The organism is Vibrio sp. S9_S30 (assembly GCF_014694455.1).
Taxonomy (GTDB): Bacteria; Pseudomonadota; Gammaproteobacteria; order Enterobacterales; family Vibrionaceae; genus Vibrio.
Genome location: NZ_JAAUWT010000016.1, coordinates 87,640 through 111,211, shown reverse-complemented (window position 1 = coordinate 111,211; position 23,572 = coordinate 87,640). Strand labels below are relative to the sequence as shown.

Genomic DNA, 23,572 nt, shown 5'->3' with positions numbered 1-23,572 from the left:
AACCACAAGCTCGCTCCAGAACAGAGTTAGCGAAAGATTCTGCGATAAGTGCGCTCAGGTCGACCAACTGAACCATAATGGACGTCGGCTTCAATCTCACCCGTGCTAATGAGGTATTCAAGGTATCGTCTTGCTGTTGTTCGGCTAGCACCAATTTTGATCCCTGCTTCGTCGGCGGTGAATTGTGCGTTGCCGCTAAAGAGCTGACGAATTTTGTCCAGTGTTACGCCGTCAATGCCTTTCGGTAGTCGATTCGTCAAAGGCTCTTGTGTCGTCGATGATTGCAACATTTTATCGACCAGTTTCTGATCCAAATCGGATACCGTTTCCAGCTCTTGTTTTTGTGCTTGATACTTTTTCAACGCGGCTTCAAGGCGTGAAAAAATCACCGGTTTCAACAAGTAATCGACCACCCCACCTCGCATGGCTTCTTGCAGCGTATCCACGTCCCGCGCCGCTGTAACCAAAATCACATCGCAATGCTGTTTTTGCTGCCTGACTTGGCTAAGAATTTCGAGCCCATTCCCGTCGGGCAGATACACATCCAGTATCACAAGATCCGGTTGAAGAAGATCCAACTGCATCTCGGCTTCGGATTGCGAGGTGGCGATGGCGACCACATCAAACCCACCAATCTGATTCAGATATCGGTGATGTACCTCAGCGATACCTTCGTCGTCCTCGATGATCATCACCTTTGTCCTTGCCGCCATTATTGCTTTTCCTTTGGTATATACACCGTTGCTCTTACTCCTTGAGTCGGTCCGTTTCCAATATCGAGCTGACCACCATAGTGCCTCACCAAATTATCGACCAGGTAAAGCCCGACCCCTCGATTATTTTTCGCTTTGCTCGATACCCCTTTGTTAACCAGTTTGGCGACATCAATGTCACTTGGCAAACCGCAACCGCTGTCTTCTACTTCTAAAATAACCTCGGTACCGTAATCGCTGATAGAAACAAAAATGTGGTTACTGGGCATGTTTCCACGCTCAACCATCATTGCGTCAAACGCATTGTCAATTAGGTTACCTAAAATCGTCACCAGATCTTCCGCATTCATGTGATATGGCAACGGTTCTAAGCGCGTACCCGTATCGATCTCCAGCACCAAGCCAAGCTCGCGGGCACGTTCGGTTTTACCAAGTAACAAACCTGCAACTAACGGGTCTTTCACCGTCTCCCTTATAAAACCAATCAACGCTTGGTAGTGTGCCGTTTCTTGCCCTATCAGCTTTTGTACTTCTTCAGATTCCCCAAGTTGAACCAAACCACTGATGGTATTGAGCTTGTTTCTGTGCTCGTGGGTTTGAGAACGCAGCATGTCGGCGTATTCACGGGTCTGGGAGAGCTGTTTGGTCAACTCGGTTATTTCGTCGCGACGACGGAAACTCGACACCGCTCCAACCACTTCTCCCTTAACAATAATAGGATTACGGTTGGCGACAATTCGCTGATCATTCAAATAGAGATCGATGTCGTGCTGCGGTTCTTTTGTAGACAGAATATCAATCAAATCACTGTCTGGCAGCACGTCTTTCATTGGCCTGTTCATCACGCTATCGCGCTTAATTTTAAGAATGTTACACGCACTGCGATTAATTGATCGAATCAATCCTTTATTGTCGATGCTGATCACGCCTTCTTTTATTGTGCTCATCGTCACATCGAGCTCAACATACAATCGGCCGATTTCTTCTGGCTCAAACCCTAATATCGCTTTCTGAAATCGTCGTGATGCGTAATTAGATAAAATGGCATTGGCTATCACCACCAACAACGCCATCGCGATAAGAAACGCGAGATAAGGTTCAATTCTGTCTTGTAGGCTATCCAATAAATACCCCACAGAAACCACCCCAATAATATTGCCATCGCGATCAAATACAGGGCTTTTACCACGAACCGATTTACCCAATGAACCTTCCGCATAGGATACGTAAGACTGCCCAAATTCAAGCGCCTTAATATTATCGCCCCCTTTCATGGGCTTACCCACCCGTTCACTTACTGGGTGGATCAAACGGATACCCTCTTTATTACCAATCACGATAAAGGTCGCCCCAATGAAGTCCGTCAGATCTTTAAATTCTTGTGGGAGCAGCCCCACCTCTTCGGTTGTCACCATGTCGACAACCGATTGAGACTGAGCCAAAAATTGCGCAATTCCGAGTGCTTTGTAGCCCATCTCTTCTTGCTGGGAGTGCTTTATGTAGGCAAATCCGGCTGCGGTTAAAATCAGCAGCTCGAACAGACCAGATAATGTCATAATTATCAAAAGCCTACGGCGGAAACTCAGATTCTTCCAACTTAACACGGTGATTCCCCTTGATTCTGAGCTCGGAACATAACAAAAAAGAAACCTGGCTTCCGTTAGGCGTCGCAAAAAAATTGACTCCGTTATCAAAAAGACTCGGTTGCACCGTTATTTTTTAGAGTATAAACTCTATTTTTATTTTTAGGGCATTAACTCTAATTTTAACGTTTAGCGGTATATTAATGATGATGAAAAGACCTTGCGCCGTTCTTTTAGGGGGGCTGATTGCCCTGCCTTTCTCGACACAATCTCAGCCAGTTAGCTTCGACCAAGCGTGGCAAATTGTGCAACAACAAAGCGATGCCTTGTCTGCTTCTCGAGCGAATCTACAGCGCTACCAACACCTTCAAGCATCTAAAGACCGTTTAAACTTACCCAGCATCACCCTTTCTGCTCACTACACGCGCTTAAGTGACGATGTCACATTGTCGGCTAAGCAAGTCGCAGAAAGTTCCAGTATCGACTTGTCGGGCTTAGGCCATATGTTGCCTCCCAGTGTGATTCAAAGCCTAGCGGGGGCGAGCTCCACTATTACCGAGAAAGACATTTTTTCATCGTCTATCCGAGCCATATGGCCGATATTCACTGGCGGCAGAATCACAGCAGCTCAAGAGATCGCAAAAGGTCAAACCGAAGAAGCGCGTAGCCAACTTGAAATGGAAAGGCAGGCAAAATTTGACGATCTGACCCAGTTTTACTTCAGCGTCGTCCTTGCTCAACAAGTCGTGGAAACAAGGCATGCCGTAGAAGATGGGTTAAGAAAACATCGCGATTTTGCGTTGAAAATGGAAAAACAGGGGCAAATCGCCAAAGTGGAGCGCTTGCAAGCCGAAGCCTCTTTAGATAAAGCCAAGGTTGATCGAAAAAAAGCGGAGCGCGATTTAGACATCGCCAAAACGGCGTTGGCGAGTATGTTGAACGTAGAAGATATCCAGCTGCAAAGCCACCTGTTTATCAACGATAGCCTACCGCCCATGTCGGCTTTTGTTGATCAAACCTTAAAGACTTACCCTGGCTTACACTTGCTCGACGCTAAGGAACAACAAGCCAATCACTTAGTGAAAGCGGAAGACGGCAAATACTTCCCGAACGTTTACCTCTATGGTGATTACACCGTCTATGAACACGATAGCTTGGCCAGCCAAATGAAGCCCGATTGGCTTGTTGGTATCGGCGTCAGCATCCCGCTTATCGATTCTTCAGGCCGTTCTGAACGCTCTCAAGCCGCTCATAGCGCCGTTCAGCAGGTACAACATTTAAAGGCACAAGCACGAAAAGATTTACAAGTGTTTGTGGAAAAAACCTATTTAGAAGCCGAACAAGCCAAAGAAGAAGTCAATGGACTCATTTCTAGCGTCAATTTGGCAGAAGAAAACCTGAAGCTTCGCCAACGTGCGTTTTCACAGGGTTTATCGAACTCATTAGAAGTGGTTGATGCGCAGCTTTATCTCGCCAGCATTAAAACGCAGCAACATGCCGCACGTTTCCACTACCTTATCGCACTGAATAAGCTGCTCGCACTGAGCAACGAAATGACCACCTTCCACCAATACGAACATCGAGCCAATCTGGAGACTTCATCATGAAATCAACCCCATTCAAACCTGTTTTCGCTGGCCTTGTCGCCTTTGGTTTAGGTGGATGGCTGATCTACAGTTTCAATGCCGCCTATGAAGAACAACCTGTACGCCTTCAAGGGCAAATTGAAGCGCAGCAATACCACATTTCATCCAAAGTGGCTGGGCGTATCGATAAGGTCTTAGTTCGAAAAGGCGATGTGATTCAAAATGGGGATCTCGTCTTCACAATCTATAGCCCTGAACTCGACGCAAAATTAGAGCAAGCCATCGCCAGCAAAGAAGCCGCTGGCGCGTTAGCTCAAGAAGCTGAGAAAGGGGCACGTGCGCAACAAATTCAAGCGTCTAAAGATCAGTGGAAAAAAGCCAAAGCGGCATCGGACTTGATGGAGAAAACCTACAGCCGCATTAATAACCTCTACAACGACGGTGTGGTGGCAGAACAAAAACGCGACGAAGCGTTAACCCAATGGCAGGCGGCCAAATACACAGAAAGCGCCGCGTACCAAATGTACCAAATGGCAAGCGAAGGTGTTCGGGATGAAACCAAACGCGCCGCCGCAGAAAAAGCCAGAATGGCCGCGGGCGCCGTGGCGGAAGTCGAGGCTTTTACTGCGGATACCAAAATCCGAAGCTGGTTTAACGGCGAAGTATCACAAGTGCTGTTAAGCCCAGGTGAATTAGCGCCTCAAGGGTTTCCTGTCGTGACCGTTCTGGATATGGAAGACGCGTGGGCGGTCTTTAACGTGCGGGAAGATTTACTCAATCGATTTGCCAAAGGCAGTGAGTTTTCAGCATGGATCCCAGCGATGGACCAGCACGTTACCTTCAAAGTCACTCATGTTGCAGTGATGGGTGATTTCGCCACATGGCGATCCACTGACTCGTCACAAGGTTTCGACATGAGAACCTTTGAAGTCGAAGCCCGTCCTACTGAGCCTGTAGAAGGGTTGAGGATGGGCATGAGTGTTGTTATAGAGAGTTTATAATTCATGATTCAAACGTCATCGGATTCTGACCAACGCTCGATCATTAACGCAGACAAATGGCTTTTGTCCACACTAACGTGGATCCCGATTTTGGTTGCATTGATCATTTGGGGAGTGTTCAACCAAGGGCTCGCCAGAGACATGGCCATTGGCATTGTCGACAACGACCACACTCCATTTTCACGTGAACTGGTGCGCCATTACGACGCCTCTCCAAGCCTTAAAGTGCAACGCCACTTCACCGCCCCCCTTTCCGCCAAAGAGGCGCTTCAGTCTGGCGAGATCTATGCCTACGTTGTAATACCGCCAAACAGCTTTAAACAGGCGGTACAAAGCAAGCCCCCGCAAATTTCGGCGTTTACCAATACGCAATACATACTGATTGGTCGCTTAATAAATTCTGCGCTGGTGCAAGCCCAAGGGACATTTAATGCAAAACTTGACGCTGGAAAAGTACTGTTAGGCGGTGACACCACGATGGTGCAAGCATTAGGGCAAACTGTGCCAATACGTAACCAAATCACACCTCTGTTTAACAGCAACACCCACTACTCCCCGTTTCTTCTTGGTGCTGTGGTGCCTGCCATTTGGCAAATTGCGGTGGTGGTGGGCACTGTGATGGCATTATCCGCCAACTTGCGTTTACGAGGTGCAGACCAATGGTTCAAAAGCACACCGATTTTCAATGTATTTCGAACGCTGGCGCCCTACTCTTTGGTGTTCGTTGCTCAAGGTTGGTTAATGCTTTACTGGTTTTACATCGGAATGGATTGGCCGTTTCATGGAAACATCGGCATATTAATGCTGGCTCAAGCGTTCATGGTGATGGCTTGTATGATCATGGGCAGTGTGTTTTTCTTCTTGAGTATGGATGCGACACGCGCCATGAGTTTTGCAGGTGCCTTCACCGCCCCCAGCTTTGCCTTTATGGGGATCACCTTCCCTGTTACTGAAATGAATGGTATCGCACAAGCTTGGCGATCTATGCTGCCTGTGAGCCACTATATTGAGGCGCAAGTGTATCAATCCAACTACGGGGCGACTTGGGCGGACACATTGCACGTTCTTATGCCAATGGCAGGTTACTTGTTGCCATTCATAGTGTTGTTGCTACTGATTCGCAAAAAGAGCCCGTCTCTGGGAGCGGTTATCTCATGAGCACCCAATGGTCATTCCCTCGGTTTATTTGGCAAGAGTTACGCGCTATTGCTGCGCACCCTGCGATTGTTCTCACCGTATTTGGTGGCACCCTGTTTTACTCTTTTCTGTATCCCCTGCCGTACATCAACCAAGTGGCGCAGGAACAAACCATCGCAGTCGTTAACTTGGACAAAAGCCAAACCAGTTATCAGTTTGAACGTATGGTCGATGCCACACCTCACGTTGCTATTGCCTCGCGAGCGCATTCAATAGAAGACGCAACGTCGTTGTTTTTGTCCCATCAGGTCAGCGGTATTTTGGTGATCCCAGAACATTTTTATCGGGATCTCCTGCAAGGGAAAAGCCCCGTTTTGTCTTACGCTGGCGACGCGTCATACTTTTTGGTGTATGGAACGGTAGTCGAAGGGCTGGCACAGGCATCGGGCACGTTGGCAGCGAAATTGAAAGTGGTCAAAATGCTGACCGATGGCATGCCAATAGCGAAAGCAGGTGACCAGTATTCGCCCGTTCATTTAAACATAAAACCCACGTTTAACCCCGAGATGGGCTACGTCGACTATGTCGTTCCTGCGGTTTTTGTGTTGATACTTCATCAAACACTGATCATGGGGACTGGTCTCCTTACCGCACACCAAAAGAACACGAATAACCCAGCGGCTTACTGGCGCAAAATGTCCCCATTGAGCGTCGTAAGCCATCGTTTGTTTGTGTTCGGATGTTTATACTTCGCTCTCAGTTTGTACTATTTCGGATTCAGTTTTGAGTTCTACGAAGTCAACCGATTGGCGAGCATATCCAATCTATTCGTTTTGCTCGTTCCTTTCTTAATCAGCACGGGGGCCGTTGGCATGGTATTGGGCAGCCTGTTACCAAGAACGGAGCTGGTAACGTTAATCGTCCTTGTAAGCTCCATGCCACTGATTTTCACCGCTGGGTTTATATGGCCAATTGAAAGCTTGCCTCAACCTCTGATTGGGCTGGCGAATGCACTGCCAAGTACTCCTGCCATTCAAGGCTTCTTAAAGCTGAATCAAATGGGGGCGCAACTATCGCAAATCAAAGATGTGGTCACACAGCTTTGGGTACTCGCGTTTGTCTGGGTTGGCATGGCTTGGTGGCGAATGCATAAGCTGAATTCGTAATAAAAAATGACCCCACCAACAACGTTGCCGGGGTCATTTTCAACATCACATTTGCTTTGTCTACAAAATCAGTTGCCTAACCCTAACCCTTCAGACAACGCTTTGATTTGCTCAAGATCCAATTTATTAACCTCGATCATTTGTGCAATTTGACTCAGCTTAGAATTCACATCATCGCTCTTATCACACGCGTCTGAAGACGCATCCCAAGAGGTGCCAGCCAAAAACTCATCGCATTCTTTACTGAGTTTCTCCTTCTGAGGAAGCAGCGCTTCCTGTTCTTTGAGCAAACGCTCCAACTCTTGTCGGATAGCCATTTCACGTTGAAAGACTTCTCTTGAACGTTCAAATACAGACGCTTGTAGATCAGCTTGTCTATTAAGCTTTTTATTGGAGATACCTAAATCTTCAAGTTGTGCACCTTGTTGGGCAATCAACGCTTCTTGTTCTAGATTGACTTTTTCAAGCTCTGTCACCGTCATTTGTAACTCTTGAAGCTGCGCCTGGAAGTTCGCATTCAGTTTTTCGGCTTGTTGAGCCAGTGCCAACTCCATGGCTTTTACCGAATCTTCCTCATACGCTCTTAACGTTTGTTGAAGCTGCACATTTTCGCCAGCCAACGTTTGGGCCTTTTTATCCTGAGATAGGTAAGCATCCTGCCAACTGCTTTGAGTCACCACCGCGCCAACCAATCCACCAATTGCCAGCCCTAAGATGGCAGCAATAGAAATATAGATGTAAGAGGACTTGTTACGCTCTTCAATGATGACGACCTCTTCCTGATCGTCATTGCGTTCGTCTTGGATAGTATTGTCTACCATTCTTCAGCTCCAACGTCAGTGCATCAATTCCATGGTTACAACCGACACAACGTAGATTACAAACCCCAATATCGATGCAAGAATGACGCCTTTTTGTAGTTTTTCGTTGGTTCGGTACCGAAAAAGTAACACGGCGATGATGATAAGTACCGCAATGGCGATTAGTCTGGTCATAACTTTCTCCTGTTCAGTTAGTTATACCATTTTTTTAAGCATAGAGCGTAAACACAATGCCCAAAATATCGCAGTCACGATGGGCAAAAAGAAAGGCAAGTTTGAAATGTAACCAATATGGTTAAAAAAAGAGGTGGTCGTATAAACTGCCACCTCATAGATACATTCATGGGAGTGTTAAATCACTAACCCTCCATCAATTTTTAATACCTGACCAGTAATAAAGCTGGCTTTATCGCTGGCAAGAAATTCTACACCGTTCGTAATGTCTTCTGGTTTACCCATTCGACCCAGTGGTGTTTTCGCTTTCATCATATCCAGTACTTTTTCGGGCAAATCTGCCGTCATGGGCGTTTCAATAAAACCGGGAGCCACACAGTTTGCCCTAACCTGAGCGCCTTTACGTGCAAACTCTTTCGCCCACCCTTTCGTCATGGCGATCACTCCCCCTTTGGTCGCCGCGTAGTTAGTTTGACCAATGTTACCGTCGGTGCCAACAACCGATGACATCGTCACAATGGACCCATAGTTGTTTTCAATCATGATCGGAGCAATCGCTTGGGTGAGATTGAACACCCCTTTTAAATTGACATCAATAACCTGATCCCAATCTTGCTCCGTCATTCTGTCGATTAAACCATCTCGCGTGATACCAGCATTATTCACCAGTACATCGATGCGACCAAACTCCGATTGAATCTCGTTCACTAATGCTGCTATTGCATTTCGGTCACAAATATTCACCGTGACGGCTTGCACATTTTCATGATTTGAAAAGGCTTCTTTCAGCACTTGTTCATTCATATCAAGGGCATAAACTTTTGTTGCACCTTGCTCAGAAAACCGTTCGACAATCGCTTTGCCGATACCTTGGGCGGCACCGGTGACCACACATATTTTATTGTTAAACATTGAGTGTCCTCTAGTGGGCTATTTAATACGCATTTCAGCGTCTGGCAATGGTTTGGGCTTAAAGTCCGACGTGAAAACAACGCGTTCCATGTTTTTACTGCTGAATTAATAATAGGTTCAATCCGCGTGAGTGCTAGTCGCCTTAATCAAGATCTCACGACAACTTGATCTCCATCATTTCTTATCCATTAATCGTTTGCATTGATTGCTATTTGACCAAACAAATTTTCTGCTACTGACATCATCTTGTTCTTTTTGTACGATGCGCAACTTAAAGTCGAAAGGCTTTTGTTCCAGTGAAGACTGCAGGAGAGAGGTTTTACTCTATCTTTTCATATGAAGTGAGTATAACCCGCCGAAGAAGTAAATCTTTCAGGTGCTAAATTCCAGATTTTAAATCTTGAATTGGCGAGGACTGTTGTTGGAGGAACCTCTGGAGAGAACCGTTAAATCGGTCGCCGAAGGAGCAAGCTTCTATACCCAAGTGACCTCAAGGTCTAGGGCGAGAAGTGAAACTCTCAGGCAAAAGGACAGAGGAGTGAAAGGCAACCATGAAAACCGATCCTTTTGGTGTATAACCCGTTTTGGGAGCTGCTCTTGTGAGTAGACGCCCCCTTTCTCTCTTCTCCTTATGCATTCATTATTAAGGGGAAACCATGCAAGAACTGCATTCCATTTTACTTACCATCGACAACTTGGTCTGGGGACCGCCACTGCTGATCCTGCTTGTGGGCACGGGCGTGTATTTCACCGTCAAACTGAACATTCTTCAATTTCGCTCTTTGCCTATGGCATTAAAAATGGTGTTTAGAAAAGACTCCGCTTCTGGATCAGGCGACGATTCTCGCTTTGGTGACGTGTCCAGCTTTGCTGCATTATGTACCGCGTTATCCGCCACGATTGGTACAGGCAACATCGTTGGCGTCGCAACAGCCATAAAATTAGGCGGACCGGGTGCGTTGTTTTGGATGTGGCTGGCTGCTGTGTTTGGTATGGCGACAAAATACGCTGAATGTTTACTCGCCGTAAAATATCGCCAAAAAGACAGCAACGGACGCATGATCGGCGGTCCTATGTATTACCTGCAAGATGGGGTAGGGTCTAAATGGCTGGCCAGGTTGTTCGCCATTTTTGCACTGGGTGTTGCCTGTTTTGGTATCGGCACGTTTCCACAGGTGAATGCGATTTTAGATGCTTCTCTGCTTTCATTTGGATTACCACGAGAAATCGCTGCCATTGTGCTCACCCTGCTCGTTGCATTTGTTACGTTGGGTGGCATTCAATCCATTGCTCGCGTGGCAGGGAAAGTCGTTCCATCTATGGCACTGCTTTATATCGGTGCGTGTGTCAGCGTTTTACTGATGAATGCAAGCCAAGTGATACCCGCTATTCAGCTTGTTCTTGAGTCCGCGTTCACCCATACGGCGGCAACTGGCGGTTTCTTGGGCGCAAGTATCATGCTGGCGATTCAATCGGGTATCGCTCGTGGCGTCTTTTCGAATGAATCCGGGCTGGGAAGTGCCCCAATAGCCGCCGCTGCCGCAAAAACAGATTCTTGCGTTAAACAAGGATTGATCTCAATGACGGGGACATTCTTCGACACCATTATCATCTGCACTATGACGGGATTGACACTCATTTTAACTGGCGCATGGCAAGGTGATTTCGCAGGAGCAGAGATGACAGCATCTGCGTTCGCCATGGGGCTAAGATCCGACACGATTGGTCCTATATTGGTATCGGTGGGGCTCATCTTTTTTGCTTTCACCACCATTTTAGGGTGGAACTACTACGGAGAGCGTTGTGTGGTATATCTGATGGGTACCAAAGCCGTGTTGCCCTACAAAATCGTGTTCATCGTATTGATAACTTCTGGTGCCTTCTTAAAACTGGATATGATTTGGCTGATTGCCGATATTGTGAACGGTCTAATGGCAATACCCAATTTAATTGGGATCATTGCCTTAAGGCACGTCGTAGTGGAAGAAACCAAAATCTTTTTCGAGATACGATCTAACGCACCCAGTTTAACTGACTCACCAAATTTAATGTCAAAACATCAAAACTGATTTCAAGCCCAGGTTGTGCTTGGGCTGATTCATTCAAGTCGGAGGCAACGACTCTATCCCCTCCTTTCACGGACACACCGTATTGGCTGATATTGTCGATGTATACATGTTGTCGATATGCACACATTACCGACATGTACACTCAGCCCATCCGATACGCTTAAAACGAGCTAAATAATAAAATTATCGTTGCCTTTCTATCTGAATAGAAAAACGGTTATTCAAGGATAGAGGAAAGAGAGAGATACGCTCAAAATGAAGCAACGCCTATATAAATGCAGTTAAAATATTCATCTATTGGTAATTTTATTCAAAGGGAAACGATTGCTTTTTTGTTTCTTCAATAAAAATGCATTAGAAAAATATAAATTATACTCAAATGAAATATTAAAATCAGGCATCTTCTTTTGAAAAATTATTCAAAACCCCATTATTCCTTTTTTAAAGATTAGCTTTTAAAAAAATAATTCGCGGTTCTAATTTAATAAAAAGCTCAAAAATCACAACAAAAAACATTAGAAATTATTTGTAACAATTATCAAATATTATTAATTTCATACATTTATGGTTGCGTATTCCATAAAAATAATCTTGACATAAAATTAACATTTACAATTATTTTATAACCGACCCCATAATACGCCTCGTTTTTAGGCCTAACGCTTAAAACATACTATTCAGTCACTAATGACAGTGTTATCAAATTACTTAAATGACAATATTCTTATATTGTTTTCACTATATATGAGGTTAAATTTTGAAACTGAGTAAATCTAGTGCTTTTAATACAGCAAAACTTGCTATTGCTATTTCCTCTTTGGCTTACACTTATTCAGCATCTGCAATTATTAATGGTACAGTGGCAACACAAGAAGAGAGCAGCCACCACTTAATGGTTCTTGTAAAAGATAAGGTGCAGTGTGGTGCTTCTATTCTTAATGATTACTGGGCGGTAACAGCAGCACATTGCGTTAATTCATTTGATGGTCAGGTGAATCGTCCGGATAGCATGAAACTCGTGACGGGGACAAGCCTTAATATCACACCTAATAGAGATTTCGGAACAAGTGGCTCGACAACTCACCAAGTTATACGCTACAAAAGCTACACGACCTTCCCTTTTAATGAAGGTCTGGAACCATTTGGTCTTGGTCAGGATGTGGCATTACTACAAGTTTCAACTCCTTTCCCTCAAGCATTGAAGCGAGTACGTTTGCTTACTAACGCGGTAATAAACGACGCGCTCAAAGGACAACGTTTAGATGATCTCACTGTCTATGGTATGGGACTCGGTACGCCGACGATTGATGGTGTTCGTAGACTAGAAAAGTCTTCTGAGGACCTTATGAGCGCTCAAGCATGTGGACAGAAAACAGTACCTTCTGGCTCCGGTACAAGTACAACACCCGTAAACGCCAACCAAGCATTTTGTACTACTAGTGAAAGGACTCAGCAAGTTAACTGCACAGGTGACAGTGGTGGTGGTCTTATTGTCAGAGACAACCAAAGCAATCCTGTACTATTAGGTGTCGTGAGTTTAGGTACTAAATCGGCGACTTCACCTCATGCTTGTTCATTTGACTTCACAATATTTGGTCGTCCAAGTAATTTCTACAACGATGTGCAAGAAACAATCAAGCAAACTCCTCCTCAAGTTTGTCCAGCAGGCACGTTAACTTACCGTGGTACCTTACAAGCAAATAACGCCATTTTCATTGGTGGTCAAAACGGAAATAACTGGTACCAGACAAATCAAGGAAAACATAGCCTTCAAAAATTTGTAGGGACATTTAGAAGCCAACTAGAAAAATACAATGTCGATGCCAATCAATGGGAAAGAGTAAGCGTATTTGATAACGGCACATACAATGGTAATAACATCGCCGCAGGATTCTACCGAACTAGCATTCTCTCGGATTCAACATCAGCTTACCATATTTGTCTGGATGTACCTTTAAGATAATCGTTACGCGTCTGTATAATTTTGAAGACGCAGGTTGCCCGGAAATTATCATTAATTCGAGAAGCTAAATAACCTGCGTTTTCTAGTTAAATGACTACTATGATATCTCACTCTATCTAAAATAATGTGAAACTTTTCTGCTAACAGGTAACGCTTTTGGATTTAAAAGGAAAACAGACGTACTTTCCCTATTGAAGGTTTCGTCGTCATTTAAGGTTATGATACCAGTGAGATATTTTCGTTGATTGGGTTGGATAAAGGACACCGATTAATATAACAACATACTTATATAACCAACTTAACCATATAACTAAATTAGCCATATAGATAAGTTAGCGATATAACCAAGTTGGCGATATAACTAACTTAGCGATATAATAAATTAATTTAACCATATAAATAGATGTCTATTATATCCTTATTTATATAAGGTTGTAGATAGGAAGAAGAATGATGTTTACATTCAATGGGAACATTAATTCTCCGTAAAAAGCAACTTAACGCCTAACCCGATCAATACCACTCCCGTTGCACCTTCTACTGCTTTTAGGAATGTGTCGCTACTCAATAGTTCTTTCGCTTTATTAACCATAAGGACTAAACCGCCCTGCCAAACCATGGCAATAACAAAATGGATCCCAGCCATAAACATGGATTGCGTCACCGCACTGTCTTGAGGATCAATAAATTGTGGTAAAAACGCCAAGTAAAAGACGGCTGTTTTTGGGTTAAGCACATTTGAAAAAAAGCCTTCGCGCAATGCCACCAAACTTGTGATACCCGATGCGCTTTCTATTTCATTGGGTAAGGAAGTGCGAACTTGAAACAAATGCCGAATAGAACCGATGCCTAACCAAATAAGATACCCTGCCCCAACAAGCTTTAATGCCATAAACCACTCAGCCGATTGCAATAAGATCGCGGAAATGCCAATAGCAGAAAATGTCGCATGAACAAACAAGCCACAACAAATTCCGAAACTGGTTAATAGACCATGCTGAGTACCGGCTCGGCTGGTATTTCTGACAACAACGGCGGTATCTAGACCAGGAGTTAGTGTAAGAATCGTAATCGCAATCAAAAAGGCTTCAAAGTTCAGAATGTGCATCACATACCCATAACAATTCAATCGAGTTGAATTTATACCGCAAATCATGCTCAGTCCCAAGTTTTGAATGTTTAGGCTCAGCTCACAGGACAATGATTATTTACCATTCCGCCGCATGATTTGAGGCAAAAGCCTTGCTATAGTTGGCTGCAACAATGATATGACCCCATGCAACAAGGACTACCATGAGTTACTACGATAAGTTGGTAAAACACAATAAAAAAATTTCTCGCTTTGAGCACCTAGAGGCAATCTGTGGCTGGGACGCAGCAGCCGTTATGCCCGCTGGTGGCAGTGAAGCACGCTCTGAAGCACTAGCCGAGCTTTCGGTACACCTGCATCAGCTTTCCAATAAGCCAGAATTAGCTGAGTGGTTTGATAAAGCAGAATCTGAATCCTTATCTGCGGACGAAACAGCCAGCCTAGCTGAAATGAAGCGCGTTTGGCAGCAAGAAACCGTCTTACCTGAAGAACTGGTAGAAGCCAAATCATTAGCAGGTTCAAAATGTGAACACGCATGGCGTACCCAACGTGGCGAAAACGACTGGAACGGCTTTGAAAAAAACTGGGCTGAAGTGGTTAAACTTTCCCAAGAAGAAGCGCAGATCCGCGCTGAAGCGACAGGGAAAACACCTTACGATGCCATGTTGGATCTCTACGAACCCGGTGTATCCACTGATTCACTGGAGTCCGTATTCAGCAACGTAAAAACTTGGCTTCCAGACTTGATCAACCAAGTCATTGACAAGCAAGCTAAAGAAGACATCATCATGCCAACTGGCACATTCAGTGCGGCAGACCAAAAAGCACTTGGGCTGGATGTCATGAAGCTTCTGCAATTTGACTTTAACCACGGCCGCCTAGATGAAAGTACCCACCCATTTTGTGGCGGTGTACCAACGGATGTTCGCCTCACCACTCGTTATGATGAGAACGACTTTATCCAATCTATGATGGGCACCGTGCACGAAACGGGTCACGCACGCTACGAGCAAGGCTTACCGAAACTGTTCGCAGGTTTACCTGTTGGCGAAGCTCGATCAATGGGAATCCACGAGTCACAATCTCTCTTTTTTGAAATGCAGATTGGTCGCAGCACGCCATTCATTCAAATTTTGGCAGACAAAGCGCGCCAGCAATTCCAACGCAGCAACGATCCTGCTTTCTCAGCAGAGAATTTCCACAAACTGTACACTCGTGTTGAAAAAGGGTTTATTCGTGTGGATGCCGATGAACTGACCTACCCTGCTCACGTGATTCTTCGCTACGAAATCGAACGTGATTTGATGAATGGCAAAATCAAACACACCGACGTACCAGAGCTTTGGGCAGAAAAAATGCAAGCGTATCTGGGTTTGGATACTCGCGGCAATTTCACCAATGGTTGTATGCAAGACATTCACTGGACAGATGGTGCTTTTGGCTACTTCCCAAGTTACACATTAGGTGCCATGTACGCCGCTCAAATGATGGCAAGCATGAAACAAAGTGTCGATGTAGAAGGCGTTATTGCTAGCCAAGATTTATCGCCAATCTTCACTTGGTTAGAACAAAAGGTATGGAGCCAAGCTTGCTTACACACTACCGATGACCTAGTGACACGCGCCACAGGCGAAGTGCTCAATGCCGATCACTTCAAAGCGCATTTGGAAGGGCGTTACCTGTAAGTTCTCACCAATATGCTAAGAGCCGCAACCACGGCTCTTATTATTTCAACCGTGACGAATTCGATCATGAATTTCGATTCAACATCAATACACTCAGCACGACACCCAACACATTCAAGCCTACTTTAAATACCATCGCGAACCTGCCCCTCATTAAAGCCAGTACAGCGACGAGTGCCGTTAACACTGGTGACAATGAAACAATCACTGCGGCTATGTTGTTCGTATATACGCAAACACCATTAAATTAAGAGTGTTGAATTAATACCGTACCAAACCATGTCGGTGATGATCGGATAATGTTACCGTAAAGGCTAAAATACCAGTCGTATCGACGGTTAGCTCTGTTGTAATACGTGTTTCTGAATATCAGGTGTTTGGGTATACCAGAGGAACCTCAAGCTATTAAGCCAGGTAAGACGTCCTCTGGACAATGGCAGCTTGAGTACACTACTTAAACTTTTTCCGATATTGAGTAGGCGCGACGCTTTTGTATTTCTTAAACAATCGGTTGAAGTTGGATCGATTGGTATAACCAACCTTTTCTGCTATTAGGCCAATTGGCAGCGATGTGGTGGTGAGCAGTTGGCAGGCATGATTTAACCGGAGTTTCATCAAGTAAGAAGTATAACTTTCATTAAAATGTTGAATAAACCAACGGTGAATGGTGTTTTCACTTACGTACATGTAGTCTGCAAGGTTTTTGAGTGTAATATCTGATGCGTAATGATTGTCGATGTATTTGCACACTTGCTCAATTTTACTGTAGTTGGCGTTCGTTTTTTCTTTTTCCCCTTCAGACAAATACGAAAGCAACGTGGTATGGGATTGATCGGCGCACAACTCCCCCAGTATCTGCACCAATACGGCGAGCTGCCCGATAGGCGAAAGGTGATTAAAATTATCGAGACGCTGAAAAACCTTTTCAGCGGTGTCCGTGGAAAACCGAACCCCCTTGCTGGCACTCTTAATCACTGGTCCTAACTGCCTAAGTTCGACGCAGCTGTACATCAGTTTGGCAATCCATTCTTCTCGAAACCAGATAACGTGAGTTTCACACGGGTTTTGTTCATTAGAATTTATCGATTCAAAGCTGTGTGCAATACCCGGTCCAATCAATAACAGTTCGTTGTGCTCTATCTCACCTTCAAAATGCCCAACTCTCGATTTCCCCTGAAAGTTTCTGTGTAAAACGAGTTCAAACTCCTGATGGGCATGCCAATATTCTGGCTTCGTCACCTCTTCAAATTTCTTATAGCGCCAAGACCAACCGACCCGTTGAGGGACTTTTTGCATCGTTGCTTTCATGCTGGCTCGTCTCCCTACCCACCTCATACGCTTTCATGCATTTTGCAGTGATAACACACACAATAGACATTGATCAAGATAAGTATCAGTAATGGTTAGAATAGTATCAATAATGCTGTTTTGAGGTGATACGGTAGTAAAGCCAGTAAAGCTAAGGAGGCATGACATTATGTCTGAATACGTTCATTGCTTACTACCAAAATTGACTTCTGTTATCGAATCGAACCAAGAGGCGTTATCTCAAGCGACGGACTTGTTCGCTCAAGCCATTGTGAACGACAACATGATACAAATCTTGGGGACGGGTCATTCACACATGATTGGTTTAGAGGGCTTCATTCGAGCAGGTGGGCTTGGCAACATTAACGCGGTTTTAGACTCGGTATTGCTAACAAACGATGGCGCGCGCAGAGGCTCCGCTATGGAAAAGTTGCCGGGGCTGGCTGAAGTGATTTGGAACGATCACACCATCTCCCCAAACGATGTCGTTATGATTATTTCCAATTCAGGGCGAAATGCTTTGCCAGTAGAATTTGCGCAAATCGCGAAATCCAAAGGCCATGTTGTCATCGCCATCACCTCGGTAGAGCAGTCCTCTCACTACGACAGCCGCCATGACTCTGGTCTGAAGTTGATGGACATCGCGGATGTCGTGATTGATAACCAAGTGCCTCCAGGTGATGGGCTGTGCACCATTAATGGAAAAGTGACAGGGGCATTTTCTAGCATCGCAGGCATGCTGATTATGAACACGCTTGTCGTTGAAGCACAAAAAGCAGCACTAGAACAAGGGGTTACCCCACTCATATTCTCTAGTCAGAATGTGGATGGTTTCGATAATGACAATGTGTATCAGCACTTTGGTTCTCGATTAAAGTCCATGTGATTCATTAAATAACAACCCAACTGAGCAAGCCAATAGAGCAATAAACCGAGGAACATTTAAATGGGTATAGAAATAGAAGCGTCCATCGAAAATATTGAGTCTCTTTATAGCGCCATTGCGGGTGGTGCAACCCGAATTGAACTTTGCTCCGCGTTAGCATTAGGTGGATTAACCCCAAGCTACGGCTTAATGCAGCAAGTCCGTAAAATATCGACCATTCCTGTCTACGCGATGATTCGCCCTCGTCAGGGGGACTTTTTTTATAATGATGAAGAAATCGAAAGCATGATGTTTGACATCAAATGCGCCAAGCAAGCAAAGTTAAATGGGGTGGTGCTTGGCGTATTAACGTGTACGGGACACATTCATATGCAGCACGCAAGAAAGCTGTGTGATTACGCTCGAAAGTTAAAGCTTGGCGTCACTTTTCATCGTGCTTTCGATCAGTGCAATAACGCAAAAAAGGGGTTAGAAGACATTATTGCTCTTGGCTGTGAACGCGTTTTAACTTCTGGTCATGCCACCACCGCACCATTCGGCATAAATACGTTAGCGGCCCTTGTTCAGCAGGCTGGAACCCGTATCTCCATTATGGCCGGAGCAGGTGTGAACGCCAGCAACGCCAAAGAGCTGGTGACGAAAACCAAAGTGCGTGCGCTGCATTTGTCTGGCAAAACAACGCGCCCAACGAAAATGTCGTACACCGCACCGCAAAGCAAAATGGGATCGTCAGATATTGATGATTACCAAATACCAGTGACCGACCGACAAGCCATTGCTGAACTGGTGCGCATTTTTAAATAGCCCGATGGGATAAGCGGTTAGCGAATAATGTCCGCTTGCACCAACACCCGTGGCATTTACGCAAGATAATCACTGGGGTTCGGTTAAGCCACCTTAAACACGGTTAGACAAAATAACCCCTGCTACCGTCAGGCAAATGCCACCAACAATCGCAATGGTCAGCGACTCACCGAATACTGGCACCGCCACAAGTGCGGTCAGCCCAGGTGATAACGAACCAATGGTGGATGACTGTGCCGAGCCCAATTGCCTAACCGCGTAGCTATAGCCAACCGTGGACAAAAGCCCAACACAAAAGCCTTGTATTAAAATAAATGGCAACGCGTCTTGAAACGCAAATGCCCCTAAATGGCTTGTGACTGAGCCACTCAGTATCAGGGCTAACGTTATCGCCAGCGAGCACCACGAGAGCATAATGGTCACTGCGATGGGGCTTAGCCCAGACCGTTTCAAACGGATGGTGTATATCGCCCATATCAGGCTTGCACTCAGTAAAACCGCCACGCCTTGCAAAAACTCACCAGACACCCTATCAAGTTGCCCAACAATCATCGTGACAACGCCCATCACAATCATCATTAGAGCTGCAATACGTTTGGCACTCACGCGACCCGACAAAGAGGTATGTTGATAGAAAAGCCAACCTAAAACCGCCACAAAAAATGGTGGCGTGCCAGCCAGTACGGTTCCGACATAAGCAGCCGGAACCAAACTCGCCCCATGTGACGCAACAAAGAAGAACGGAACGCCACCAAGCAGAATCAACAACACATCTAGCGCTTTGGCACCTCGAATTTCATGGAGATAACGGTGGGTAAAAGGAAGCAAAAGAATCACAGGAACCAAAAATCGCAGCAACGCAACATCGGCCGTCGCCAAGGGAGACGCACCTATCGATCGAATGGAAAGTGCAAAGCCCGTCCAAATCATCAAGACGAACGTAATCACCACGTACCCCTTCGCCATTGGCGAGACTGGGAATAGGTTAACTTCGCTAGATTGAGCGTAAACCGTTTTTTCCATAAACAATAATCCTGAGCACATATAAGGAACAGAAGCATTATTCATCAAATCGCTCGCATTTATTCGGCGATTACAATACCTTTTCATGCTATTGTTAGTGGAATTCGTCAAAATACAGCCAATTTATAACAAAAAACGGCAGAGGAACCATGGATAGAATCGATCGCCACATACTTTCAGTCCTTCAAAAAGAAGGTCGCTTATCTACTGCGGATTTATCTGAACGGGTTGGGCTTTCCCCATCCCCATGCGCTAGGCGACTAAAAAGACTAGAAGATGAAGGCTATATAGAAGATTACCAAGCCAACTTAAGTCGCGAGAAAGTAGGCATAGCGATGAGTTTTTTTGTCGAAGTCAGCTTAAACAACCACCAAGCTGATTCCATAGAAAAGTTTGAGCAAGCATTGGCAAATATGGAAGAAGTGGTGAATGCCCATATTGTATCGGGGGGTTACGACTACCTTCTAGAAGTCGTTAGCCCCAATTTGGCAGGCTATGAGGCATTCACAAAAAAGCTGCATCGAATCACCAGCGTCAAGGACATTCATACCCACCTTTCAGTCCGGCAAGTGATCAACAAAAGCCCTCTCCCCATTTTTGTTTAATGCGTATTTTTGTTTAATGCGTAAAGATAAGATCGGAGTTCATAAAGCTTAATCATATGAAAGGCATTGGCCTGCGTGCAAAGCTTGTCAGACCCAACGGCTAGAACGGTGTTTTGTTATCCAGAGTTGTGATGACTGACAAATACCTAACGTCACCAAGCAAAGCATGTTAGTCTGTTGACTCTCCCTACCGCTTAGTAGGGACTTCTTTTCTTTTCCGAACTCACATTTCGGCATCTCTTAGCGGCCCCCTAAGCCTAATCCACTAGGCTCTTATTATGTCTATTTCAACTAAGAAATTAAGCAACATTTTTCACTTAACCCGTTCTCTCTTCAATGAAACAGAAGTACAACGTGCTTCGATACCTCTCGAAACGGCGTCTTCTGAAACAGCGCCTCCAAAAACTGATGCCCTCGAAACAGGGGATCCACTTTGTCATAACGTCCATTCCGTTTTACCTACCGCAATAATTTATTGTGAAGGGAACTTCGGAAAGGTAGATGGCAAAACGGCTAACGGGCTGGTAAGACACTCCAACAACTACCGTATCTTATCGGTTTTAGATAGTGAAAATGCGGGGCTTGACTCTGGTGTGGTGCTGGATGGGGAAGCAAACGCCATTCCGATTGTCGCCACCATTGAAGATGCCTTGATTCACGCGAAAACCACTCCCGACTATTTTATTTTCGGAATCGCCCCATCAAGTGGTTTACTCTCTGATTCAGAAAAGGCAATGATTCTAAAAGCAATGTCACTCAACATGAGCATCGTTAATGGCTTGCATGAATTTCTCTGTGATGACCCTATTTTTCTTGAAGCCAGTATAAAGCACAACGTCCATATCCTAGATATTCGGAAGCCCAAAAATAAAGAAGAACTGCGAACATTCAGTGGCGACATACACAATGTTAAGTGCCCAAGAATTGCGGTGATGGGCACCGATTGTGCGTCAGGAAAACGAACAACCGCCACAATACTCACCAATGGGTTGAGAAAAAAAGGGCTTAACGTTGTCATGATTGCAACGGGTCAAACCGGTATTATGCAAGGTGCTCCTTACTGCGTTGCACTAGATGCTGTCCCTTCTCAATTTTGTGCTGGCGAATTAGAAGCCGTTATTGTGAAAGCATACGAAGTCGAAAAGCCCGATATCATCATAATTGAAGGGCAAGGCGCGTTGAGTCATCCTGCCTTTTCTACTAGCTCCTTTATATTGCGGGGCTCTTGTCCAACAGGCGTTATTTTACAACATGCCCCTAAACGTCTGTATCGTGTTGATTTTACTAACATGCCAATGCCTTCGATTGCGTCTGAAATCCATCTTATTGAGACCTTTTCACATACCTCGGTGATAGGATTAACACTGAATCACGAAGGAATGTCTTTAGATGAGGTTCTTACTGCCATGAGTGTCTATTCCTCTGAATTTGGCTTGCCTGTCACTGCGCCGTTGCTGCAACCCCAAGAACAACTGTTGCAAATAGTGCTGTCAGCCTATCCCCTGCTCACAAACAAAATAGTCGAAAAGGAGTGAATTATCCTAGGCTAGACATCGACTGTAATAAAATTCGTCACAATGCTCAGTTTCTTATTGAACAGCTTGCTTTAAGAAAGGTTTCTGTCACCCCCGTCACGAAAGTGTGTTTAGGGCACCCTATCATTGCCCAAGTGATGATTGATGCTGGAGCAACGATGCTTGCGGACTCTAGAATCGCTAACATACAAAGAATGACGCAATCCGGCATTGCGGTACCAACAATGTTGATACGTACTCCAATGCTTAGCCAAGCCGCTCGTGTTGTTAAGTATTGTGATATCAGCCTGAATAGTGAAGTAGAGGTGATTCAAAAGCTTTCTCGTGCTGCAACACAGTTACACATAAAACACGGCGTGATCATTATGGTCGAGCTTGGGGATCTGAGAGAAGGCGTAATACCCAATCGCCTCATTGGTTTTATCCAAAAGATTATTTCCATGCCCAATATCATCATAAAGGGAATAGGAACCAACCTAGCGTGCCGTTACGGCATCACACCCGATGATGAAAAAATGGCTCTTCTCTCGGATCTGGCCAATGAAATTGAAGACAAGTTTGGGATCTGTCTTGAGATTATTTCAGGTGGAAATTCCGCTTCAATCAAATGGGTTTTGGAGCATGTCGGCCAATCTCGAATTAATAACCTTCGTATTGGGGAAGCCATTTTCCTAGGCTGCTTACCTACGGAGCAAGAAAAAATCCCAGGGTTGCATACAGACGCAATAACATTGACCGCCGAAGTGATCGAATCCAAGATCAAGCCTTCTTTACCATGGGGAAATCGTGGTTCAAACGCGTTTGGCGAAAAAGAAAGCATTCAAGATAGGGGGTCGGTGTCGCAAGCCATTCTCGCCTTAGGCCGTCAAGACGTCTGTGTCGCTGGGCTGCATGCACCCAATAATATAAGAATTATTTCATCCAGCAGCGACCACTTGATTGTTGAAACGTCAGGAAATTCTCTCGCTGTGGGAGACAAAGTGCAATTTAACGTTGATTACAGTGCGCTCTTGTCGTCGATGTCTTCTCGTTCAATTCACAAAGTTTTCTACCAACCTAACTCTTTTCGAAATCAAAGAGGGGATAATGACCCTGAACCAAAAACGAAATACATTCGTACTGTCCTTCAGCGTTTTGCTTAGTGGCTGCTTATCAAACCAGATGTCCGCGATTGCATTATCAGACTATCGGGCAACGATGATATCAAGCCAGTTACCACGAAAGATTGGACCATTAACATTGGTTAAAGCGCAATCAGACGGTCAATTCGTTACTCTCTATTTTAATAAGGAAGGTATTCTGGATATGGATAAATTAATCAAACGTGTTGCTATACACTTCTGCAATAGCCTTGAAACAAGAGATCTAATGAACCGCGGGGTGTCTTATCGAATCAGTACATTTGACCCGACAAAGACGGAAACGCAAATCCATACCATATCTGAAGAAAAATGCCTCAATTAACACTGGGATTAGCACTGGGCATAACACTAGGCAATAAATGACGGTAA

21 protein-coding genes and 1 riboswitch are annotated in these 23,572 nt (G+C 45.0%); of the genes, 13 read left to right on the top strand and 8 right to left on the bottom strand.

Annotation, left to right across the window (positions count from 1 at the left end; all coding sequences use genetic code 11):
- Window positions 1-26 precede the first annotated feature (26 nt).
- Both HC752_RS18170 and HC752_RS18165 read right to left on the bottom strand, forming a co-directional pair.
- Window positions 27-713, bottom strand: coding sequence for a response regulator (locus HC752_RS18170; RefSeq protein ID WP_190336584.1), 687 nt, complete (start codon window positions 711-713; stop codon window positions 27-29).
- Window positions 713-2,269 carry an ATP-binding protein gene (locus tag HC752_RS18165; RefSeq protein WP_190336583.1) on the bottom strand — a complete coding sequence of 519 codons (1,557 nt, stop codon included), beginning with the start codon at window positions 2,267-2,269 and terminating at the stop codon, window positions 713-715. Before HC752_RS18165 ends, HC752_RS18170 begins: the two co-directional genes overlap by 1 nt.
- Window positions 2,270-2,502: 233 nt before the next feature.
- Here HC752_RS18165 and HC752_RS18160 point away from each other — a divergent pair, with 233 nt between their 5' ends.
- The 4 genes from HC752_RS18160 to HC752_RS18145 are packed head-to-tail and all read left to right on the top strand — an operon-like array spanning window position 2,503 to window position 7,186.
- Window positions 2,503-3,903 (top strand): TolC family protein, encoded by a 1,401-nt coding sequence (locus HC752_RS18160; protein WP_190336611.1) that lies wholly within the window; start codon window positions 2,503-2,505, stop codon window positions 3,901-3,903.
- Window positions 3,900-4,883 (top strand): HlyD family secretion protein, encoded by a 984-nt coding sequence (locus HC752_RS18155; protein ID WP_190336582.1) that lies wholly within the window; start codon window positions 3,900-3,902, stop codon window positions 4,881-4,883. Before HC752_RS18160 ends, HC752_RS18155 begins: the two co-directional genes overlap by 4 nt.
- A 3-nt stretch (window positions 4,884-4,886) precedes the next feature.
- Complete coding sequence (locus tag HC752_RS18150) at window positions 4,887-6,041, top strand: ABC transporter permease (protein WP_190336581.1); 1,155 nt, start codon at window positions 4,887-4,889, stop codon at window positions 6,039-6,041.
- Window positions 6,038-7,186 carry an ABC transporter permease gene (locus HC752_RS18145; protein ID WP_190336580.1) on the top strand — a complete coding sequence of 383 codons (1,149 nt, stop codon included), beginning with the start codon at window positions 6,038-6,040 and terminating at the stop codon, window positions 7,184-7,186. The genes HC752_RS18150 and HC752_RS18145 overlap by 4 nt, the downstream gene beginning before the upstream one ends.
- A 68-nt stretch (window positions 7,187-7,254) precedes the next feature.
- Here HC752_RS18145 and HC752_RS18140 read toward each other — a convergent pair whose 3' ends face one another.
- The 3 genes from HC752_RS18140 to HC752_RS18130 form a co-directional block, all read right to left on the bottom strand.
- Window positions 7,255-8,007: a chromosome partitioning protein ParA gene (locus HC752_RS18140; RefSeq protein WP_194717407.1), complete on the bottom strand. Its 753-nt coding sequence runs from the start codon at window positions 8,005-8,007 to the stop codon at window positions 7,255-7,257.
- Window positions 8,008-8,022: 15 nt separating this feature from the next.
- Window positions 8,023-8,181: a hypothetical protein gene (locus tag HC752_RS18135; RefSeq protein WP_190336579.1), complete on the bottom strand. Its 159-nt coding sequence runs from the start codon at window positions 8,179-8,181 to the stop codon at window positions 8,023-8,025.
- Window positions 8,182-8,358: 177 nt separating this feature from the next.
- A complete protein-coding gene (locus HC752_RS18130) occupies window positions 8,359-9,093 on the bottom strand; it encodes a beta-ketoacyl-ACP reductase (protein ID WP_190336578.1) in 735 nt (244 codons plus the stop codon).
- Between the two features lie 423 nt (window positions 9,094-9,516).
- Window positions 9,517-9,637, top strand: a riboswitch (glycine riboswitch).
- A gap of 112 nt (window positions 9,638-9,749) precedes the next feature.
- Between HC752_RS18130 and HC752_RS18125 the strand changes: the two genes are divergently transcribed.
- Window positions 9,750-11,162, top strand: a complete 1,413-nt coding sequence (locus HC752_RS18125) for an alanine/glycine:cation symporter family protein (protein ID WP_190336577.1) — start codon at window positions 9,750-9,752, stop codon at window positions 11,160-11,162.
- A 757-nt stretch (window positions 11,163-11,919) separates the two neighbouring features.
- Window positions 11,920-13,125, top strand: coding sequence for a S1 family peptidase (locus HC752_RS18120; RefSeq protein ID WP_190336576.1), 1,206 nt, complete (start codon window positions 11,920-11,922; stop codon window positions 13,123-13,125).
- Window positions 13,126-13,600: 475 nt separating this feature from the next.
- On the opposite strand, the gene HC752_RS18115 is transcribed toward HC752_RS18120, so the two are convergent.
- Complete coding sequence (locus tag HC752_RS18115; protein WP_190336609.1) at window positions 13,601-14,233, bottom strand: LysE family translocator; 633 nt, start codon at window positions 14,231-14,233, stop codon at window positions 13,601-13,603.
- Window positions 14,234-14,418: 185 nt separating this feature from the next.
- On the opposite strand from HC752_RS18115, the gene HC752_RS18110 reads away from it, so the two are divergent.
- The gene (locus HC752_RS18110; protein WP_190336575.1) at window positions 14,419-15,900 is read left to right on the top strand and encodes a carboxypeptidase M32; all 1,482 of its coding nucleotides are present in this window, start codon (window positions 14,419-14,421) and stop codon (window positions 15,898-15,900) included.
- Between the two features lie 450 nt (window positions 15,901-16,350).
- Here the strand turns inward: HC752_RS18110 and HC752_RS18105 are convergent, their stop codons facing one another.
- The gene (locus HC752_RS18105; RefSeq protein WP_190336574.1) at window positions 16,351-17,208 is read right to left on the bottom strand and encodes an AraC family transcriptional regulator; all 858 of its coding nucleotides are present in this window, start codon (window positions 17,206-17,208) and stop codon (window positions 16,351-16,353) included.
- A gap of 169 nt (window positions 17,209-17,377) precedes the next feature.
- On the opposite strand from HC752_RS18105, the gene HC752_RS18100 reads away from it, so the two are divergent.
- Window positions 17,378-18,094 carry a sugar isomerase domain-containing protein gene (locus HC752_RS18100; RefSeq protein WP_190336573.1) on the top strand — a complete coding sequence of 239 codons (717 nt, stop codon included), beginning with the start codon at window positions 17,378-17,380 and terminating at the stop codon, window positions 18,092-18,094.
- Window positions 18,095-18,154: 60 nt separating this feature from the next.
- Window positions 18,155-18,898 carry a copper homeostasis protein CutC gene (locus tag HC752_RS18095; RefSeq protein WP_190336572.1) on the top strand — a complete coding sequence of 248 codons (744 nt, stop codon included), beginning with the start codon at window positions 18,155-18,157 and terminating at the stop codon, window positions 18,896-18,898.
- 93 nt (window positions 18,899-18,991) lie between these two features.
- Here the strand turns inward: HC752_RS18095 and HC752_RS18090 are convergent, their stop codons facing one another.
- Window positions 18,992-19,921, bottom strand: a complete 930-nt coding sequence (locus tag HC752_RS18090) for a DMT family transporter (protein WP_190336571.1) — start codon at window positions 19,919-19,921, stop codon at window positions 18,992-18,994.
- A gap of 149 nt (window positions 19,922-20,070) precedes the next feature.
- On the opposite strand from HC752_RS18090, the gene HC752_RS18085 reads away from it, so the two are divergent.
- The 4 genes from HC752_RS18085 to gspS2 all read left to right on the top strand — a co-directional run bounded on the left by HC752_RS18085 (window position 20,071) and on the right by gspS2 (window position 23,525).
- Window positions 20,071-20,526 (top strand): Lrp/AsnC family transcriptional regulator, encoded by a 456-nt coding sequence (locus tag HC752_RS18085; protein ID WP_190336570.1) that lies wholly within the window; start codon window positions 20,071-20,073, stop codon window positions 20,524-20,526.
- 278 nt (window positions 20,527-20,804) lie between these two features.
- On the top strand, window positions 20,805-22,061 hold the full coding sequence (locus HC752_RS18080; RefSeq protein ID WP_190336569.1) for a DUF1611 domain-containing protein: 1,257 nt from the start codon (window positions 20,805-20,807) through the stop codon (window positions 22,059-22,061).
- The gene (locus HC752_RS18075; protein ID WP_190336568.1) at window positions 22,058-23,203 is read left to right on the top strand and encodes an alanine racemase; all 1,146 of its coding nucleotides are present in this window, start codon (window positions 22,058-22,060) and stop codon (window positions 23,201-23,203) included. The genes HC752_RS18080 and HC752_RS18075 overlap by 4 nt, the downstream gene beginning before the upstream one ends.
- Window positions 23,148-23,525: a type II secretion system pilot lipoprotein GspS-beta gene (gene gspS2, locus HC752_RS18070; protein WP_238930554.1), complete on the top strand. Its 378-nt coding sequence runs from the start codon at window positions 23,148-23,150 to the stop codon at window positions 23,523-23,525. The genes HC752_RS18075 and gspS2 overlap by 56 nt, the downstream gene beginning before the upstream one ends.
- The last annotated feature ends 47 nt before the right edge of the window (window positions 23,526-23,572 follow it).

Coding starts and splice junctions, on each gene's coding strand:
- HC752_RS18160 (WP_190336611.1), top strand. CDS start 2,503: ATGATGAAAAGACCTTGCGCCGTTCTTTTAGGGGGGCTGATTGCCCTG.
- HC752_RS18095 (WP_190336572.1), top strand. CDS start 18,155: ATGGGTATAGAAATAGAAGCGTCCATCGAAAATATTGAGTCTCTTTAT.
- HC752_RS18165 (WP_190336583.1), bottom strand. CDS start 2,269: ATGACATTATCTGGTCTGTTCGAGCTGCTGATTTTAACCGCAGCCGGA.
- gspS2 (WP_238930554.1), top strand. CDS start 23,148: ATGACCCTGAACCAAAAACGAAATACATTCGTACTGTCCTTCAGCGTT.
- HC752_RS18125 (WP_190336577.1), top strand. CDS start 9,750: ATGCAAGAACTGCATTCCATTTTACTTACCATCGACAACTTGGTCTGG.
- HC752_RS18155 (WP_190336582.1), top strand. CDS start 3,900: ATGAAATCAACCCCATTCAAACCTGTTTTCGCTGGCCTTGTCGCCTTT.
- HC752_RS18090 (WP_190336571.1), bottom strand. CDS start 19,921: ATGGAAAAAACGGTTTACGCTCAATCTAGCGAAGTTAACCTATTCCCA.
- HC752_RS18150 (WP_190336581.1), top strand. CDS start 4,887: ATGATTCAAACGTCATCGGATTCTGACCAACGCTCGATCATTAACGCA.
- HC752_RS18115 (WP_190336609.1), bottom strand. CDS start 14,233: ATGCACATTCTGAACTTTGAAGCCTTTTTGATTGCGATTACGATTCTT.
- HC752_RS18140 (WP_194717407.1), bottom strand. CDS start 8,007: ATGGTAGACAATACTATCCAAGACGAACGCAATGACGATCAGGAAGAG.
- HC752_RS18085 (WP_190336570.1), top strand. CDS start 20,071: ATGGATAGAATCGATCGCCACATACTTTCAGTCCTTCAAAAAGAAGGT.
- HC752_RS18100 (WP_190336573.1), top strand. CDS start 17,378: ATGTCTGAATACGTTCATTGCTTACTACCAAAATTGACTTCTGTTATC.
- HC752_RS18110 (WP_190336575.1), top strand. CDS start 14,419: ATGAGTTACTACGATAAGTTGGTAAAACACAATAAAAAAATTTCTCGC.
- HC752_RS18080 (WP_190336569.1), top strand. CDS start 20,805: ATGTCTATTTCAACTAAGAAATTAAGCAACATTTTTCACTTAACCCGT.
- HC752_RS18135 (WP_190336579.1), bottom strand. CDS start 8,181: ATGACCAGACTAATCGCCATTGCGGTACTTATCATCATCGCCGTGTTA.
- HC752_RS18105 (WP_190336574.1), bottom strand. CDS start 17,208: ATGAAAGCAACGATGCAAAAAGTCCCTCAACGGGTCGGTTGGTCTTGG.
- HC752_RS18170 (WP_190336584.1), bottom strand. CDS start 713: ATGGCGGCAAGGACAAAGGTGATGATCATCGAGGACGACGAAGGTATC.
- HC752_RS18130 (WP_190336578.1), bottom strand. CDS start 9,093: ATGTTTAACAATAAAATATGTGTGGTCACCGGTGCCGCCCAAGGTATC.
- HC752_RS18145 (WP_190336580.1), top strand. CDS start 6,038: ATGAGCACCCAATGGTCATTCCCTCGGTTTATTTGGCAAGAGTTACGC.